The 18,661-nt window shown below is 40.1% G+C and carries 18 protein-coding genes; 17 read left to right on the forward strand and 1 reads right to left on the reverse strand.

Annotation, left to right across the window (positions count from 1 at the left end; translation table 11 throughout):
* Positions 1–4 precede the first annotated feature (4 nt).
* From ACNHOZ_RS02435 to ACNHOZ_RS02475, 9 genes are all read left to right on the forward strand, one after another.
* A complete protein-coding gene (locus ACNHOZ_RS02435; RefSeq protein WP_048019777.1) occupies positions 5–2,041 on the forward strand; it encodes a methylmalonyl-CoA mutase family protein in 2,037 nt (678 codons plus the stop codon).
* A complete protein-coding gene (scpA, locus tag ACNHOZ_RS02440; protein ID WP_048019778.1) occupies positions 2,034–4,184 on the forward strand; it encodes a methylmalonyl-CoA mutase in 2,151 nt (716 codons plus the stop codon). The genes ACNHOZ_RS02435 and scpA overlap by 8 nt, the downstream gene beginning before the upstream one ends.
* 16 nt (positions 4,185–4,200) lie before the next feature.
* The gene (gene meaB, locus ACNHOZ_RS02445) at positions 4,201–5,196 is read left to right on the forward strand and encodes a methylmalonyl Co-A mutase-associated GTPase MeaB (protein WP_033579718.1); all 996 of its coding nucleotides are present in this window, start codon (positions 4,201–4,203) and stop codon (positions 5,194–5,196) included.
* 193 nt (positions 5,197–5,389) lie between these two features.
* Positions 5,390–5,827 (forward strand): BrxA/BrxB family bacilliredoxin, encoded by a 438-nt coding sequence (locus ACNHOZ_RS02450; protein WP_028411575.1) that lies wholly within the window; start codon positions 5,390–5,392, stop codon positions 5,825–5,827.
* A gap of 281 nt (positions 5,828–6,108) precedes the next feature.
* On the forward strand, positions 6,109–6,912 hold the full coding sequence (locus tag ACNHOZ_RS02455; RefSeq protein WP_026106695.1) for a transporter substrate-binding domain-containing protein: 804 nt from the start codon (positions 6,109–6,111) through the stop codon (positions 6,910–6,912).
* Between the two features lie 31 nt (positions 6,913–6,943).
* Positions 6,944–7,603, forward strand: a complete 660-nt coding sequence (locus ACNHOZ_RS02460; RefSeq protein ID WP_013059114.1) for an amino acid ABC transporter permease — start codon at positions 6,944–6,946, stop codon at positions 7,601–7,603.
* On the forward strand, positions 7,596–8,318 hold the full coding sequence (locus tag ACNHOZ_RS02465; protein ID WP_028411574.1) for an amino acid ABC transporter ATP-binding protein: 723 nt from the start codon (positions 7,596–7,598) through the stop codon (positions 8,316–8,318). The genes ACNHOZ_RS02460 and ACNHOZ_RS02465 overlap by 8 nt, the downstream gene beginning before the upstream one ends.
* Positions 8,319–8,478: 160 nt before the next feature.
* The gene (locus ACNHOZ_RS02470; RefSeq protein ID WP_013059112.1) at positions 8,479–9,429 is read left to right on the forward strand and encodes an aromatic acid exporter family protein; all 951 of its coding nucleotides are present in this window, start codon (positions 8,479–8,481) and stop codon (positions 9,427–9,429) included.
* A gap of 98 nt (positions 9,430–9,527) precedes the next feature.
* The gene (locus ACNHOZ_RS02475) at positions 9,528–10,052 is read left to right on the forward strand and encodes a L,D-transpeptidase (protein WP_014458269.1); all 525 of its coding nucleotides are present in this window, start codon (positions 9,528–9,530) and stop codon (positions 10,050–10,052) included.
* 75 nt (positions 10,053–10,127) lie between these two features.
* Here the strand turns inward: ACNHOZ_RS02475 and prli42 are convergent, their stop codons facing one another.
* Positions 10,128–10,223, reverse strand: coding sequence for a stressosome-associated protein Prli42 (prli42, locus tag ACNHOZ_RS02480; protein ID WP_149917156.1), 96 nt, complete (start codon positions 10,221–10,223; stop codon positions 10,128–10,130).
* A gap of 149 nt (positions 10,224–10,372) precedes the next feature.
* Here prli42 and mce point away from each other — a divergent pair, with 149 nt between their 5' ends.
* The 8 genes from mce to ACNHOZ_RS02520 all read left to right on the forward strand — a co-directional run bounded on the left by mce (position 10,373) and on the right by ACNHOZ_RS02520 (position 18,644).
* Positions 10,373–10,798 carry a methylmalonyl-CoA epimerase gene (gene mce / locus ACNHOZ_RS02485; protein ID WP_028411573.1) on the forward strand — a complete coding sequence of 142 codons (426 nt, stop codon included), beginning with the start codon at positions 10,373–10,375 and terminating at the stop codon, positions 10,796–10,798.
* Positions 10,791–12,341 (forward strand): acyl-CoA carboxylase subunit beta, encoded by a 1,551-nt coding sequence (locus ACNHOZ_RS02490; RefSeq protein WP_048019779.1) that lies wholly within the window; start codon positions 10,791–10,793, stop codon positions 12,339–12,341. The genes mce and ACNHOZ_RS02490 overlap by 8 nt, the downstream gene beginning before the upstream one ends.
* A 25-nt stretch (positions 12,342–12,366) precedes the next feature.
* Positions 12,367–13,485: a tripeptidase T gene (locus ACNHOZ_RS02495; protein ID WP_013084962.1), complete on the forward strand. Its 1,119-nt coding sequence runs from the start codon at positions 12,367–12,369 to the stop codon at positions 13,483–13,485.
* Positions 13,486–13,709: 224 nt separating this feature from the next.
* Positions 13,710–15,071 (forward strand): NAD(P)-dependent oxidoreductase, encoded by a 1,362-nt coding sequence (locus ACNHOZ_RS02500; RefSeq protein WP_048019780.1) that lies wholly within the window; start codon positions 13,710–13,712, stop codon positions 15,069–15,071.
* 21 nt (positions 15,072–15,092) lie between these two features.
* Positions 15,093–16,373, forward strand: a complete 1,281-nt coding sequence (gene preA / locus ACNHOZ_RS02505) for an NAD-dependent dihydropyrimidine dehydrogenase subunit PreA (protein WP_033579722.1) — start codon at positions 15,093–15,095, stop codon at positions 16,371–16,373.
* 19 nt (positions 16,374–16,392) lie between these two features.
* Positions 16,393–17,811 carry a dihydropyrimidinase gene (gene hydA, locus ACNHOZ_RS02510; protein ID WP_033579723.1) on the forward strand — a complete coding sequence of 473 codons (1,419 nt, stop codon included), beginning with the start codon at positions 16,393–16,395 and terminating at the stop codon, positions 17,809–17,811.
* A gap of 33 nt (positions 17,812–17,844) precedes the next feature.
* Entirely contained in the window at positions 17,845–18,057 is a 213-nt protein-coding gene (locus tag ACNHOZ_RS02515; RefSeq protein ID WP_048019782.1) for a hypothetical protein, read from the forward strand.
* A 395-nt stretch (positions 18,058–18,452) separates the two neighbouring features.
* A complete protein-coding gene (locus ACNHOZ_RS02520; RefSeq protein ID WP_013059103.1) occupies positions 18,453–18,644 on the forward strand; it encodes a hypothetical protein in 192 nt (63 codons plus the stop codon).
* Positions 18,645–18,661 lie beyond the last annotated feature (17 nt).

The following is an 18,661-nucleotide window of genomic DNA, read 5'->3' on the forward strand; positions in this document are numbered from 1 at the left end:
GGAAATGAAAACAAATACATTATCATTTCATGAATTTACACGTACACCTAAAGAAGATTGGGCACAGGAAGTTAGCAAAAACACCGCGCTCCGCTCAAAAGAAACGTTAGAAAACATCTTTTTGAAACCGCTTTATTTTGAAAGTGATACGGCACATTTAGACTACTTGCAGCAGAGTCCGGCGGGAATAGATTGTTTAAGAGGAGCCGGTAAAGAATCATACATACTAGGGGAATGGGAAATCACCCAAAAAATCGACTTACCTTCTATTAAAGAAAGCAATAAACTTCTTTTACACAGTTTAAGAAATGGACAAAATACGGCCGCTTTTACGTGCAGTGAAGCAATGAGGCAAGGAAAAGACGTTGATGAAGCAACTGAAGCTGAAGTAGCCTCAGGCGCTACAATTTCTACTTTAGAGGATGTTGCTCATTTGTTTCAGCATGTAGCTCTTGAAGCTGTGCCTTTATTTTTAAATACGGGATGTACATCCGTTCCACTTCTTTCGTTTCTAAAAGCATACTGTGTTGATCATAACTTTGATATGAGACAGCTAACAGGTACGGTTGGAATGGATCCGCTCGGCACTCTTGCTGAATACGGGAGAGTTCCACTTTCTACTCGAGATTTATACGATCATTTAGCTTACGCAACGCGTTTGGCTCACAGTAATGTTCCAGAGCTCAAAACGATCATTGTATCAAGCATTCCTTACCATAACAGCGGTGCAAACGCTGTTCAAGAACTAGCTTATATGCTTGCTACAGGAGTGCAGTATATTGATGAATGCATGAAACGCGGTCTGTCCTTACATCAAGTTTTACCTCACATGACCTTTTCTTTTTCAGTTAGCTCACATTTATTTATGGAAATATCAAAACTTCGTGCTTTTCGCATGCTTTGGGCAAATGTAGTTCGTGCTTTTGATGACACGGCCGTTTCAGTGCCGTTTATTCATACGGAAACGTCACGTCTTACACAGTCTAAAGAAGATATGTATACAAATGCATTAAGGAGCACGGTTCAAGCGTTTGCTTCTATTGTAGGAGGAGCGGATAGTCTGCATATTGAACCATATGATTCCGTTACATCCTCATCTTCTCAGTTCGCTCATCGCCTTTCCCGTAATACTCACTTAATTTTGCAGCACGAAACACATATATCAAAAGTAATGGATCCTGCCGGAGGCTCTTGGTACGTTGAAGCTTACACACATGAATTAATGACAAAAGCTTGGGAGTTATTTGGCAACATTGAAGACCACGGCGGAATGGAAGAAGCTTTAAAACAAGGGCGAATTCAAGATGAAGTTGAACAAATGAGAGTAAAAAGACAAGAAGATATAGAGTGCCGAATTGAGCGCTTGATCGGAGTCACACACTATGCTCCTAAGCAACACGCTGCATCTGAAGAGATAAAAAGCACTCTGTCTAAAAAAGAAGAAAGAAAAATGAATAAATACAGTGACCAGAACACTTCGGAATTTTTATCAAATCTTTCGCTAGAGGACTATACAAAGCTAGCATCTAAAGGGGTAACAGCAGGGTGGATGCTAAAACAAATGGCGAAGCAGTCACAGCCAGACAGTGTTGTGCCGCTCACTAAGTGGAGAGCAGCAGAGAAGTTTGAAAAAATACGGGTTTATACAAAGGGAATGAGCATTGGCATTATGGAGCTCGCCGATCCTAGCAGCCATAAAAAAGCTGAGATTGCCCGGTCTTTATTTGAAAGCGCAGGCTTTGCGTGTGAAACAATTAAAAACATAGATTCCTACGTCGAGATAGCAGATTGGATGAATGAACAAAAGCACGAAGCATATGTAATCTGTGGAAGTGATGAACTCGTGGAAAAGCTCTTAACAAAAGCGATGACTTATTTTGAGGAAGATTCCGTTTATGTGTACGTAGTAGGGGAAGAATACGTATCACGCAAAACGCAGTGGCAGCAAAAAGGTGTAATGAGCGTCATACATCCTAAGACAAATGTTATTCAATGCGTTAAGAAGTTATTATGTGCTTTGGAGGTAGAAGTTCATGTATAAAAAGCCTTCTTTTTCTAATATTCCATTATCATTTTCAAAGCAGCAAAGGGAAGAGGACGTGACTCAAAGTTCATTCACTGCTTTTCAAACAAATGAACAAATTGAATTAAAATCATTATATACAAAAAAAGACAGAGATGACCTCGACTTTATTCACTTTGCACCTGGTATTCCACCGTTTGTGAGAGGACCGTATGCAACGATGTATGTGAATCGGCCTTGGACGATTAGACAGTATGCAGGATACTCAACGGCGGAGGAAAGCAATGCCTTTTACCGCCGAAACCTAGCTGCTGGACAGAAAGGACTGTCTGTTGCTTTTGACCTAGCTACCCACCGCGGCTATGACTCTGATCATCCAAGAGTTGTTGGAGATGTAGGAAAAGCAGGAGTGGCAATTGATTCAATGATTGATATGAAGCAGCTGTTTGAAGGGATTCCGCTTGATCAAATGTCCGTGTCGATGACGATGAACGGGGCGGTTCTTCCTATTTTAGCTTTCTACATCGTAACAGCTGAAGAACAAGGAGTAAAAAAAGAAAAGCTGGCTGGAACGATTCAAAACGATATTTTAAAAGAATATATGGTGCGCAATACGTATATTTATCCTCCTGAAATGTCCATGCGAATCATTGCGGATATTTTTAAATATACAGCGGAGCATATGCCGAAATTTAACAGTATTAGTATATCAGGCTATCATATGCAAGAAGCAGGCGCTCCAGCAGACTTAGAGCTTGCTTATACGCTTGCAGATGGACTTGAATATGTACGAACCGGCTTGAAAGCAGGAATTTCAATTGACGCGTTTGCACCGAGACTATCCTTTTTCTGGGCAATTGGAATGAACTACTTTATGGAAGTAGCGAAAATGAGAGCGGGGAGGCTGCTGTGGGCAAAACTCATGAAACAGTTTGAGCCGGACAACCCTAAATCACTTGCTCTTAGAACGCATTCTCAAACGTCCGGATGGAGCTTAACCGAGCAGGATCCATTTAATAATGTTATTAGAACATGCGTCGAAGCTCTGGCTGCAGTGTCAGGACATACGCAATCGCTTCATACAAACGCACTGGATGAAGCGATTGCTCTTCCGACTGATTTTTCAGCTAGAATTGCTCGAAATACGCAGCTTTATTTGCAAAATGAAACGGAGATTTGTTCCGTCATTGATCCTTGGGGAGGCTCTTATTATGTGGAATCATTAACGAATGAATTAATGATAAAAGCGTGGAAGCACCTTGAAGAAATAGAGCAGCTCGGCGGAATGACAAAAGCAATAGAAGCAGGCGTACCTAAAATGAAGATAGAAGAAGCTGCTGCGCGCAGACAAGCAAGAATAGACTCGCAGGTAGAAATTATTGTAGGTGTGAATCAGTTTCAGCCGGAGCAAGAAGAACCGCTTGATATTCTTGATATTGATAACACAGCAGTTCGAATGAAGCAGCTGGAAAAGCTAAAGAAAATACGCAGTGAACGTAACGAACAAGCGGTACTTGAAGCGCTTAATCGACTGACCACTTGTGCCAAAACAGGCGAAGGGAATCTCCTTGCTTTTGCGGTTGAAGCTGCAAGAGCTAGAGCTACACTAGGTGAAATTTCAGAAGCGATTGAGAAAGTGGCTGGAAGACATCAGGCTACTTCTAAGTCAGTCAGCGGGGTATACAGTGCGGAGTTTGCGCATCGAGATCAAATCGAAGAAGTTCGAAAGCTCACGGCTGAATTTTTAGAGGAAGAAGGAAGACGCCCAAGGATTTTAGTGGCGAAAATGGGGCAAGACGGTCATGACAGAGGATCAAAAGTGATTTCAACAGCCTTTGCTGACCTTGGATTTGATGTGGATATTGGCCCTTTATTTCAAACGCCTGAAGAGACAGCAAGGCAAGCTGTAGAAAACGACGTACATGTGATTGGGATAAGCTCTTTGGCAGCCGGGCATAAAACGTTACTGCCGCAGCTTGTTGATGAGTTAAAGAAATTAGAGCGCGACGATATCGTTGTTATTGTCGGAGGCGTTATTCCTAAACAAGACTACTCATTTCTTTTAGAGCATGGCGCTTCTGCAATCTTTGGACCTGGAACAGTAATCCCAAAAGCGGCCGTTTCCGTCTTACATGAAATAAAGAAACGGTTAGAAGAATAGTTGGTGAAGACAATTGGTGAAATTAAAAACGGTACAAGATTATAAACAAGGGCTGCTTGAAGGGAAAAGAACAGCGTTAGCTCAAGCCATTACTTTAATTGAAAGTAAAGCGCCGAAGCATAAAGCAATAGCACAACAGCTGATTAAAGAAATCTATCCCCATACGGGGCATTCAGTGCGCATTGGTTTTACTGGCGTACCAGGAGCAGGAAAAAGTACGCTGATTGACAAATTTGGATCGTATCTATGCAAAAATGGCCATTCCGTTGCAGTTTTAGCAGTCGATCCAAGCAGTACCTTGTCTGGAGGAAGTATTTTAGGAGATAAAACCAGAATGGAGCTGCTTGCCAAACAAGAGAACGCTTTTGTCCGTCCTTCACCTTCTCAAGGAACGCTTGGAGGTGTTCATCTTAAAACGAGAGAAGCCATTTTTCTTTGTGAAGCGGCTGGGTATAACATCATATTTGTCGAAACGATGGGTGTTGGCCAAGGTGAAATGATTGTAAAAGAGATGGTAGACTTCTTTGTTTTGCTTGCTTTAACCGGAGCAGGAGATGATTTGCAAGGAATTAAAAAAGGGCTGCTTGAATGGGTTAATTTAATTTGTGTAAATAAAGCAGACGGGGATAACCGGCTAAAAGCAGAAGTGACTGCAAAAGAATACAAAAGTGTCATCGGTTTTCTTCACGGTCATTCCGGAGGGTGGAAACCACAGGTCATCACAACTTCTGCTTATGAAGAAGCGTCGTTTCAACATTTATGGCAGATAATTTGTGACTATAAGGAATGGATGAATAAAAAAGATCTGTTTTATGCAGTAAGACAAAAGCAAATGAAGGCATGGTTACAAGCAAGTGTTAATGAATATTTACAAGAATCATTTTATGAACATCCTTTAGTTAAGCAAACATTAGGGGATGTTGAAAAACAAATGATGACCGGAGATGCCACAATGGCTGAAGCTCTCCAACACTTGATTAAAATCTATCAGCAGGCGATGAAAGAAATGTAAAAAAGGATCCTGCATTTTATGCGGATCCTTCTACACTAGGGAGTTAAGAGTATGGTTTTCTAGCTGTAAAAACAGTATCACCATTTCTTTTCTTGTTTAATCTTGATTACCAAGAAAAAATGAGTCAAAGCAATCGCCTTTTTAGTTTTCGTTTGCTATGATAAAGGATAGATAGCAAAAGGGAGGTATGAAAATGAATATCGATTTTAACTTGTTTATGAACGACGTTGTTCGTCAGGCCCGTAAAGAAATTACAGCTGCTGGTTATACAGAATTAACGACGGCTGAAGCGGTAGATGAAACGTTTAAACAGCCTGGCACAACGCTTGTAATGGTGAATTCAGTTTGCGGTTGTGCAGGAGGTATTGCAAGACCTGCTGCAGCGCACGCTGTACATTATGATAAACGTCCAACAAACTTGGTTACAGTATTTGCTGGGCAAGATAAAGAAGCAACTGCGCGTGCACGCGAATACTTTGAAGGTTATCCACCTTCATCTCCATCTTTCGCTTTATTAAAAGACGGAAAAATTATCACAATGGTAGAGCGTCACGAAATTGAAGGCCATGAGCCAATGTCAGTTGTGATGAAGCTGCAAGAAGCGTTCGAACAGAACTGTGAAGAAGTGTAAGAGAGAAGCCGTTTTGAACGGCTTCTTTTTTTATGCATTTTTTTACCCGTCTGTATGCAGGCTTTCTAATGAGTGGAAAATGTTGAGAAAAGGTATTTTCAAATAGTGAAACTTATATTTAAAAAAGATATTGCATATTTATAATGTTGTGTTAAAATACATTTATATGAATATATATTTAAATTTCGACATTTACTTGCAATAGTAAAAAACTTATTTCATAATATTATTAATTTTTAAAAAATAATGTAAGGAATAAACTAGGGGGAACGAAGATGAAATTGAAAAAGTGGTTATCGGTAACGGCAATTGGTCTCTTAACAGCAGGCGTTTTAGCTGCATGCGGAGCAGGAGAAGGAACGTCTAATGGCGGAGCAAGCAGCGACGACAAAGATAAAAAAGTACTTGTAATGGGAACATCAGCAGATTACCCACCATTTGAATATATTGATACGGCAAAAGGTGATAGTGAAGCAATCGGATTTGACGTAGATTTAGCAAAAACAATCGGTAAAAAGTTAGGCTATGACGTGCAGGTAAAGGATATGGAATTTGGCGGATTAATTCCAGCTTTACAATCTAATAAAGTCGATTTAGTTTTAGCCGGTATGACGCCAACTGAAAAACGTAAAAAGAACGTGGACTTCTCAGACGTATACTATGAAGCAAAAAACATGATTGTATCGAAGAAAGATGCGCCAATTAAAAACGCAGAAGAACTAAAAGGAAAAACAGTCGGTGTACAAACTTCTTCTATTCAAGCAGACGAAGCAAAAGAAATTGCAAAAGAAGTTGACGGAGTAAATGTAACAACGCGTGACCGTATTCCAGAACTAATTCAAGAAATGAAATCAAATCGTATCGATGCAGCGATTATTGAAGATACAGTAGCTAAAGGGTATGTGAACAAAGACAAAAGCTTGCAAATGTCTGATACAGGACGTCCCGATTCAAGTAAAGGATCAGCAATCGCATTTCCTAAAGACAGCAAGCTAACGAATGACTTTAACCGTGAATTAAAGAAAATGAAAGAAAACGGTGAATTGGATAAATTAATCGTTAAGTGGTTTGACGACCAAAAATAAGAATCATAGTTAGAGAGGAATGGAACTAGGCATGAATTTGGATTTTTCGCAAATCGTGCCTTCTATGCCTTATATTTTAAAAGGGATAGGGGTAACGATACAGATAGTCCTAGCTTCAGCAATTTTAGGGTTTGTGCTGGGAGTTATTTTATCTTTATGTAAAATCAGCCGCAATAAGCCTCTTCAATGGTTTGCGGATGCATATACGTCTGTGTTTCGCGGAACACCGCTTGTACTGCAATTATTATTAATATACTTTGGATTACCTCAGCTGCTTGGGTTTGATATTGCCCCGTTTCCAGCGGCCGTTGCTGCGTTCGGGCTAAACTCTGCAGCATATATATCTGAAATTATTCGCGCTGGTATTTTAGCTGTTGATAAAGGACAGCGTGAAGCGGCATTAGCGTTAGGAATTCCTTATCGCCGCATGATGGGACAAATTATTTTGCCACAGGCACTTAAAAATATTTTACCTGCTTTAATGAATGAGTTCATTACATTAACAAAGGAATCAGCTATCGTTACAGTTATTGGAGCACTCGACATTATGCGCCGTGCTTACATTGTAGGGGGAGAAAAATTCGCCTACCTTGAACCGTTAATTTTTGCAGGGTTGATTTATTATGTAATGGTAATGGGCTTAACGCTCCTTGGTAAAGCAGTCGAGAGGAGAATGAGAAAAGGTGATTAACGTTGAAAATTTACACAAATCATTTGGTAAGAATGACGTTTTAAAAGGTATTTCAACTACGATTAAGGAAAAAGAAGTCGTAGCTGTTATTGGCCCTTCTGGTTCTGGTAAATCTACTTTTTTACGCTGTATGAACCTGCTTGAAGAACCGACGAGCGGATTAGTTTCCATTAACGGTCAAGTGATTACAGATAAAAAAACAAACATTATGCGTGTGCGTGAAAATGTAGGAATGGTATTTCAGCATTTTCACTTGTTTCCACATATGACAGTGCTTGAAAATTTGACGTATGCTCCGATGACGGTAAAAGGCGTGTCAAGAGAAACGGCTGTTGCTAAAGGCAAAGAATTACTCCAAAAAGTTGGACTTGCTCAAAAAGCCAACGAGTTTCCAAGTCGCTTATCGGGCGGTCAAAAGCAGCGTGTAGCTATTGCAAGAGCATTGGCAATGGAGCCGAAAGTAATGCTGTTTGACGAACCAACATCAGCATTGGATCCAGAGATGGTAAAAGAAGTGCTAGATGTAATGAAGTCGCTAACAGAAACAGGAATGACGATGGTCATTGTAACGCATGAAATGGGATTTGCACGAGAAGTAGCGGATCGTGTGCTGTTTTTAGACGGCGGTGTGCTTGTTGAAGATGCGCCTCCGGCCGAATTTTTCTCAGCCCCTAAAAGCAAGCGTGCTAAAGATTTCTTAGAAAAGATTTTATAATAAAAAAAGTGCAGGAAGAGTACGATCTTTTCTGCACTTTTTTTATTGAAATTTATAAAGTACAGCAAGATTTAAGGTTGTGTTATTTTTCTATTCGTGTTAATAAAGAATAGAGTATTTTATCACACTAAAAAGAAACCAACATGTAGGAGTCTAGAAAATGAAATTTAAAATTGGGTACCGGACAATTAAAACAGCCGTCGGTACATCACTGGCTATTATTATAGCTCAGTTCTTTCACCTCGAGTTTTTTGTATCAGCTGGAATTATCACCATTTTGTGCATTCAAAATTCAAAGAAAAAATCGCTGCGAAGCGCAAGCGATCGTTTTATTGCTTGTTCTTTATCCATTCTGTTTTCGTTTATATTCTTTGAAGGGATTGCTTATCATCCACTTGTTATAGGACTGATGCTGCTTTTGTTTATCCCGGTTACGGTTATATTCAAAGTTAATGCAGGCATTGTTACAAGCTCCGTTATTTTGCTTCATATTTACTCCAAAGGCAATATGACGTGGGGAATCGTCTTTAATGAACTTGGCTTAATTGTAATTGGGATAGGGGTTGCCCTGCTTGTGAATTTATATATGCCAAGTTTAGATCAAGAGCTTCGCACGTATCAGCAAGAAATTGAAGAAAATTTCCGATCGATGTTAAAGGAAATTGCCCTGTATCTCAGAACCAATGACAGCAGCTGGGACGGTAAGGAAATTGCAGATACGGTAAAAATTTTAGAAAAAGCAAAAAGCCTTGCGTTTCGTGATGTAGAAAATCATTTTGTGCGTGGGGAAAATTATTATTACCGCTATTTTAAAATTCGTGAAAAACAGCTTGAAATTATTGAGCGTACGCTTCCTCTCATTACCGCTATTGATTTGGTGGTAGAACAGCGCTACATGATTGCCGATTTCATTGAAGAATTAAGTCTATCCATCCACCCCGGTAATACAGCAAAATTATTTTTAGCCAAACTTCAGCATTTACGAGAAGCGTTTGCAGAGATGCCGCTTCCTAAAACGCGGGAAGAGTTTGAAGCGCGTGCCGATTTACTGCACGTAGTCAAAGAAATTGAACAATATTTGGTTATTAAACAAACCTTAAAAATAAGTTAAACAGCATGCATGTTGTGTATCTTGCTTACGAACACTAAATAAGACAAGAGATGTCTCTCTTGTCTTTTACTTAGGACTAACGTAAGGTGGTGGATTACGTGCATGTGTTTGCTTTTATCCTTTTACTACTATCTCCGGTTTGGCCATTAGGAGAAAATCCGTTGCCAAATGATCCTTATATTATTATTAATAAACAAAGCAATGAGCTTGCTTATATTCAAAATAAAGAAATTAAACAAATTATTAAAGTAGCAACGGGGAAAACAGTTAATCTGACGCCCGAAGGGGAGTTCACGGTAACAGTAAAAGCTGTTAATCCTTACTATCGGAGAAGTAACATTGAAGGAGGCGCTCCTCAAAATCCTCTAGGTGTAAGGTGGATTGGGTTTGATGCAAGAGAGACTGACGGACGTATTTATGGCATTCATGGTACAAATCAGCCGGATTCCATCGGTAAATATGTATCGAATGGCTGTATTCGCGTAGAAAATCGTGAAGTAAGCCATTTATATGATCAAGTCCCGTTAGGTACAAAAGTATGGATTGTATCTACAGATCAATCTTTTGAAGAGTTAGCCGCTCAAAAAGGCATTGTGAATATACAGCAAAAGACTGGTGACTAGTCACCAGTCTTTTTTATATGTTTGCATTGCACAAAGAAACAGCAGTGCATCTATGTTTTTAGTCATCAGTCTCGATTAAAACCACATCGCAAGTCCCGCTAGAAGCGTAGATATTAACATGACAAGAAGCATTAAAAACACAATGGTTTTTTGGATTTTCTTATTAGACATACAACCAAAGTCCTCCTACACGTTTTTTTTCTTATTTTACATGTCTTCCGCTGCTTAGACAAGCAACTTTCTGTACATACGCGAGCAGGAGATTTCTTTTGTTTTCAAGAATATGTGTAAATGAAAACGCTTTTTTAAGAGGTGAGAAAGTGATAAAAGGAATTGACCACATAGGAATAGCTGTAAAATCAATTGAAGGCAGCCTCCCATTTTATGAAAAGGTATTAGGACTGTCTCTATTAAAAGTAGAAGAAGTAGAAGAACAAGGAGTAAAAGTGGCTTTTATTCAGTGCGGCAACGTGAAAATTGAATTATTAGAGCCACTCTTTGAAGACAGTGCGGTCGGCGCGTTTATCAAAAAGAGAGGTGAAGGCCTTCATCATGTTGCTTTAGGTGTACGTACGATTGAAGAACGGATTAACGAGTTAAAAGAAAAAGGTGTACAAATGATTGACGATGTTCCGCGAAAAGGCGCAGGGGAAGCATCCATTGCTTTTTTGCATCCTAAGTCAGCAAACGGTGTTCTTTATGAGCTCTGTGAAAAAACACTAGAGGAGGAGAAGAAGCATGGTTGACATTTATGATAAATTAAATGAATTGTACGATAAGCGCCGGAAAATCGAGTTAGGCGGTGGAGACGAAAAAATTGAAAAACAGCACCATAAAGGGAAGCTAACGGCACGTGAACGAATTGAAATTCTTTTGGATGAACATACATTTGTCGAGTTAAATCCGTTTATTGAGCATCGGTGTGCTGACTTCAGTATGAATAATCAAGTAGGACCAGGAGACGGGGTAGTAACAGGCTACGGCAAGATAAACGGTCGCTCAGTCTATTTGTTTTCGCAAGATTTTACGGTATTTGGAGGCGCGTTAGGTGAGATGCATGCTAAAAAAATTGCGCACGTAATGGATTTAGCGGCTAAAACAGGCGTGCCGTTTATTGGTTTAAATGACTCAGGCGGGGCTCGTATTCAAGAGGGCGTCATGTCTCTTGATGGATACGGTCATATTTTTTATCGAAACGCCATTTATTCAGGTGTTATGCCTCAAATATCTGTTATTATGGGTCCTTGTGCAGGCGGAGCCGTGTACTCACCGGCGATTACGGACTTTGTTTTTATGGTAGAAGAAACAAGTCAAATGTTCATTACCGGACCAAAAGTAATTGAAACCGTAACGGGGGAAAGCATTTCCTCTGAAAATCTTGGAGGAGCAGCTGTTCATAACGAAATTAGCGGTAACGCCCATTTCAGAGGTTCAACAGAACAAGAGGTACTAGAACAAGTACGAACGCTCTTAAGCTATCTTCCGCAGTCTAGTCAAGAGCAGCCTCCTTTAACTTCAGAGGCACAGAGTGATCATTACCGTCCGGATTTATTAGACGTTGTCCCGTTTGATGCCGTGCGTCCTTACGATGTGCGTCAAGTCATTCACCAAGTAGTGGACGAGCACTCCTTTTTTGAAGTGCAAAAAGACTTTGCTAGAAATATTGTCATTGGTTTTGCCCGCATAGATGGAAAAGTTGTCGGACTTGTGTGTAACCAGCCTAAAGTAATGGCAGGCAGTTTAGATATTAACTCCTCAGATAAAGCAGCAAGGTTTATTCGGTTTTGCGATTCATTTAATATCCCACTTATTACATTTGAAGATGTTACAGGTTTTTTCCCAGGTATCAAGCAGGAACATGGCGGAATTATACGACATGGTGCTAAAATTTTATATGCATACTCCGAAGCTACCGTTCCGAAAATCACGGTGATCTTGCGAAAGGCGTACGGAGGTGCGTATGTAGCTTTAAATAGTAAATCGATTGGAGCCGACCTTGTGTATTCGTGGCCGAATGCAGAAATTGCTGTTATGGGTCCTCAAGGTGCTGCAAATATTATCTTTGCAAACGACATTCGAGGTAGCGAAAACCCAGATGAAACAAGACACGAAAAAATTGAGCAGTATCGCGAAAAATTTGCTAATCCTTACGTAGCGGCAAGCGCTGGAATGGTCGATGATGTGATTGATCCTCGGGAAACACGAATAAAATTAATACAAGCGCTTGAAATGTTGCACAATAAAAAGGAAGAGCGTCCAGCAAAGAAACATGGTAACATACCATTGTAGGTTATTTTTGGAGGGATTACATATTATGATTAATGAACAACGAATCGTTGATTTATTTATTGAATTAGTACAAGTAGACTCAGAAACAAAGCATGAAGAAAAAATCGCTGTTGTACTAAAAGAAAAATTTACCGCATTAGGCGTCGAAGTAGTAGAAGATGATGCCAAAGAAAAAACAGGCCACGGAGCCAACAACTTAATCTGCACACTGCCAGCTACAAAAGAAGGCGTAGACACAATCTACTTTACTTCTCATATGGATACAGTCGTACCTGGAAATGGTATTAAACCATCTATTGAAGATGGCTATATTAAAAGTGACGGCACGACAATTCTTGGAGCGGATGATAAAGCAGGCTTAGCAGCAATGCTAGAAGCAATCACCGTATTAAAAGAAGAAAACATCGCGCACGGCAAAATTGAATTTATTATTACAGTAGGAGAAGAATCTGGCTTAGTGGGTGCTAAAGCTCTTGATTCTAGTCTCGTAACGGCAAAATTCGGCTATGCTTTAGATAGCGATGGCAAAGTGGGAGACATTATTGTTGCTGCGCCGACGCAAGCAAAAGTAAATGCAACAATTTATGGAAAAACAGCTCATGCGGGTGTAGCTCCTGAACGAGGCGTTTCTGCTATTACGATTGCTTCAAGAGCCATTTCTAAAATGCCGCTTGGACGTATTGATGAAGAGACTACAGCGAATATTGGACGTTTTGAAGGTGGAACGCAAACGAATATCGTGTGTGACCGCGTCGATATTTTAGCAGAAGCTCGTTCATTAATTCCAGAAAAAATGGAAGCACAAGTAGCGAAAATGAAAGAAGCGTTTGAAACAGCTGCACAAGAAATGGGCGGACGTGCAGAAGTTGATATTAAAGTGATGTATCCAGGCTTTAAATTTGGCGATGGAGATCATGTTGTCGAAGTTGCTAAAAAAGCCGTGGCTAATATCGATCGTCCTTCACGCCTGCTTCAAAGCGGAGGCGGAAGCGATGCAAATGTAATCGCAGGCTTTGATATCCCAACAGTAAATTTAGCAGTTGGTTATGAAGACATTCATACAACCAATGAAAAAATTCCGGTAGAAGAACTGGTGAAGACATCTGAACTAGTAGTGTCGATTATTAAAGAAGTAGCAAAATAATAGTTGCAGCCTTGCTTTTATATAAAAGCAAGGCTTTTTACATAGTGAATAGTAAATAGTCTGAATTTTTTAACATAATGTATAATGAAGAAAAGACGGTCGTTTTGTACAATAAAGTTAGTAATACATTTTACAAAGTAGAAGTTGAAAATAACGTATATAAAAAATATGTAAGCGCTTTCAATTTAAGTTTTATCAACAGATATTCTTGGGAGGTTGATGCAATGCGATCACCGGAAAGTTTGCAGTCCATCATTCAAAACTTTAATGAAGTAGAAAAAGGGTTGTCCAATAGAGAAGCAGTCGAAGAATCTAATCGATGTTTGTACTGTTATGATGCACCCTGTATTCAGGCATGCCCTACAGGAATTGACATCCCGACGTTTATTAAAAAAATTGCATCGGGCAATTTAAAGGGCTCTGCCGAAACGATTATGTCTTCGAATCCAGTAGGAGCAAGCTGTTCGAGAGTCTGTCCAACCGATGAACTATGTGAAGGAGCGTGTGTGCTAAACCATTCAACTAAACCAATTATGATTGGAGATTTGCAGCGCTACGCAACGGATTGGGCTATTCAAAATGAACAGGTGCTGTTTGAGAAAGGAAAAGCCAACGGCAAAAAGGTAGCGATTGTTGGGGGAGGTCCGGCTGGTCTCTCTGCAGCAAGAGAACTGGCCCGATTCGGGTACGACGTAACCATTTTTGAAGCGGAAAAACAAGCAGGAGGGTTAAATACATATGGAATCGTGTCGTTCCGTCTTCCTCAAGCGATTTCATTCTGGGAAGTTGAACAAGTAAAAAGCTTAGATGTGAAAATTAAAACAAACGTAAGAATTGGAGAAGATATTCTTCCAAGCGAATTACTGCAGTCATATGACGCGGTTGTATTAGCTATTGGTATGAGTAAGGTGCCTTCTCTACATGTTGAAGGTGAAGAGCTAGACGGTGTGTATGATGCGATTGATTTTGTGAAAAAAACGAAGTCAAGAGCGCTATCAACAGAATTTGTTGGTAAGCGTGTAGCCGTCATTGGTGCGGGAAATACTGCGATTGATGGTGCTACGTGTTCCGTGCGCTTAGGAGCTGAAAATGTTCAAATTTTATACCGTCGTACAAGAGAAGAAATGACGGCATATGATTTTGAATTTGAATTTGCGAAACAAGATGGTGTTGAATTCCGCTGGTTAACGGCTCCTATACGAATTATTGGAGATGAAAATGGTAAGGTGAGCGGAATTGAATGCGTAAAAATGACCCTAACAGATCCAGATGCAGACGGCCGCAGGAAGCCTGTTCCGGTTGAAGGTTCAACGTTTACCATTCCAGTGGATGCTGTTGTTAAAGCAATTGGTCAAGAACGTTACCTGTCCTTGATTCAACAATTCCAGCTGAACCATGAAGACGGAGTTGTCTTAATCAATCAAGAGACGTTCCAAACATCAAATCCAAAAGTATTTGCTTGCGGAGACGTCATTTTTGGTAAAGGACAAGGAGAAGCAATGGTTGTGACCGCTGCTCAGCAAGGAAAACAAACGGCGTTAAATATTCATATGCAGTTAACAAAAGAAACAATGGAAACAGCTTAAAATCAGGAGGAGGAGAAATCTATGGCAGATTTAACAACAAATTTAGCAGGTATTCAATCACCAAATCCGTTTTGGCTGGCATCCGCACCGCCAACCAATTCAGGTTATCAAGTGCAGCGTGCATTTGAAGCAGGATGGGGAGGCGCAGTTTGGAAAACGCTTGGTGATCCGATTTTAAATGTTTCCTCTCGATTTGCTGCCGTTGGCTTCAACGGTCAGCGCGTAGCCGGCTTTAACAATATTGAGCTAATCACCGATCGTCCGCTTGAAGTTAATTTGAAGGAAATCTATGAAACGAAAAAGAAGTTTCCTAACCACGCAATTATTGCCTCTCTTATGGTAGAGCCTCAGCAAGAAAAATGGCATGAGATTGTCAAAAAAGTAGAAGATGTAGGAGTAGATGGATTAGAGCTGAACTTTGGCTGTCCGCATGGAATGGCAGAACGAGGGATGGGTGCTGCCTCTGGGCAAGTCCCTGATTTAGTTGAAAAACAAACGTATTGGGCTAAAGAAGTAGCCCAAACGCCGGTCATTGTTAAGCTAACCCCAAATATCACAGATATTACCGTTACAGCAGAAGCAGCGGTTCGAGGTGGTGCCGACGCTGTTAGTATGATTAACACCATTAATAGTTTAGCAGGAGTAGACATTCATTCATGGAATACAATTCCACACGTAGCGGGAAAAGGCGCTCACGGAGGCTATTGCGGCCCGGCTGTTAAGCCGATTGCATTAAACATGGTTGCTGAATGTGCAAGAAGTCCGTTTATTAACGTTCCAATATCTGGTATGGGAGGCGTTTCGAACTGGCAAGAAGCAGTGGAATTTATGCTCATGGGTGCTACAGGTGTGCAAGTATGTACAGCTGCTATGCATCACGGATTCCGCATTGTAGAGGATATGATTCAAGGTCTCAACTATTACTTGGATGAAAGAGGAATCGAAAAAGTAAGCGATATTGTAGGGAAAGCCGTTTCAAAATATTCCGACTGGGGCAACTTAGATCTCAATTATAAAGTAGTGGCTCGCATCGACCCTGATACGTGTATTAACTGCAATAAGTGTCATATTTCTTGTGAAGATACTTCTCACCAATGTATTGATATGTTGAAAGATCCTTCAGGGAAACCTTATTTAAAAGTACGAGAAGAAGATTGTGTAGGCTGTAATTTATGTTCGATTGTATGTCCTGTGGACGGAGCTATATCCATGATTGAATTACCAAATGAACAACCGCCAATGACGTGGAATGAACGCCAAGCTGCTTTACAAGCGACGGCTGCACAGCGATTGGACGTATAAATACAAAGGGGATGAAGAAATGAAGAAAATCGTTAAAAATGGTGTCATAGTCACAGCAACAGATACGTATAAAGCCGATATTTTAATTGAAAATGGAGTGATTTCGGCAATTGGCTCAGCTTTTGAAGAACAGGGATGCGAAGTGATTGATGCAAAAGGCAACTATGTATTCCCAGGAGGCATCGATCCCCATACTCATTTAGATATGCCGTTTGGAGGGACCGTTACAAAAGACGACTTTGAAACAGGTACAAGAGCAGCAGCTTTTGGAGGTACGACAACTGTTATTGATTTTTGCTTAACCAATAAAGGCGAACCGCTCCAAAAAGCGATCGGCACATGGCATGAAAAATCAAAAGGAAAAGCGGCTATCGATTACAGCTTTCATCTAATGATTGGAGAAATCACGGAAGATGTATTAAATGAGCTTCCTACGATTATTGAAAAAGAAGGAATTACTTCTTTTAAAGTGTTCATGGCCTATAAAAATGTTTTTCAAGCAGACGATGCTACCCTTTACCAAACGCTAGTGCAAGCTAAAAAACTAGGGGCGCTTGTGATGGTACATGCTGAAAATGGAGATGTTATTGAGTATTTAACGGCAAAAGCGCTGGAGCAAGGACAAACTGATCCTATCTATCATGCCCTCACTCGTCCTCCGGAAATAGAAGGAGAAGCTACGGGAAGAGCCGCAGTGCTAACCGAGCTTGCTGACTCACAGCTCTATGTTGTTCACGTATCTTGCGCTGAAGCGGTTAAAAAGATTGCTGAAGCAAGGGAAAAAGGCGTAAATATCTGGGGCGAAACGTGTCCGCAGTATTTGACGCTTGACCAAACCTATTTAGAGAAACCGGATTTTGAAGGAGCAAAATACGTATGGTCGCCGCCTTTACGTGAAAAATGGAACCAAGATGTTTTGTGGAATGCCCTGCGTAATGGCGACTTGCAAACGATTGGATCAGATCAGTGCTCGTTTGATTTTAACGGTCAAAAAGATCTAGGAAAAGGAGATTTTACAAAGATTCCAAACGGAGGACCTATTATTGAGGATCGCATGAGCCTTTTATTTTCAGAAGGAGTAGTGAAAAACCGAATTAATATCAATCAGTTTGTGGATATAACATCAACAAAAATCGCGAAGCTGTTCGGACTGTATCCGAAAAAAGGAACGATAGCAGTTGGTGCAGACGCGGATCTGCTTATATTTGACCCTTCTGTTGAACGTGCGATTTCAGCTAAAACGCATCATATGGCAGTTGATTATAGCGCATTTGAGGGAATGAAAGTTACAGGTGAGCCGGTTTCAGTGCTTTGCCGAGGAGAATTTGTCGTAAAAGATAAGCAGTTTGTCGGTCAAAAAGGCTATGGACAGTATACAAAAAGAGCAAAGTTTAATGAGTTAAACACGGCTAACGAAGCTGAAAAATTAACGTTATAAAAACAGATGCCAAAATAGATTGGAGGCAGGGGAATGTCAAGTTACCATGAATATATGGCAGAGCGGGAAAAGATTGATTTTTTGCTGCAAAAAGGATTTAAAATAACGGCTGTAACAGAGAATCTAAGCGGGGCGTTTGTGACGTTTGAACGCATCGAAAAGAATCAAACCGAACAAGAAACGCTTCATATATTGACGGCGGATGCTAGAAAGTATTTTTCATCCGTACTGATTCAACAAGTATAAAAACGAAGGCTGAGACAAAATTATTTTAGCTGAAGGAAGATCCGAACGATGAATCGTTCGGATTTTTTTATTGGTAGGGTGAACGTAGGTTTCACGTATGCAGGTGCTCCTAGATGTTGATGGAAGTAATTTAGTTATGTCTCAATCCCTTTCTTTTTTTACTAAGACCTATAAGTTTTTTACTATATTGGCTGACAAAAGTGATCCGTTTTTGTGTTTTTTTCGTTTTGGATGTGAAACAAAATAACTAGATATTATCCATTGACTGTATTACAGTTGTTACATTTCGTTTACATCGAAAGAGAAAAGGTTTAGTTATCTAGTAAATTGTAGTAAATATTATAGTAGAACGTTTTCACAATAAATCTATTAAATATAAAAAGGGTGTGACACGGATGGATCAAGCTACGCAGTGTATGACACAAGAAGAAACAAAAATTATTGATAAATTAAAAATGGAAATGTTAAATGCAGTGTCACTACAAGATTTGCGTTTTTATAAAAAAGAAATTCACCGAATTAAAGAACAAGCGGTTAAGCGCCACGGTTTTTTTAATAAATTACAGCAAACGGCTCAGAAGCTGTAACGATCCATTATCGTTAC

The organism is Priestia sp. D51, assembly GCF_053345675.1.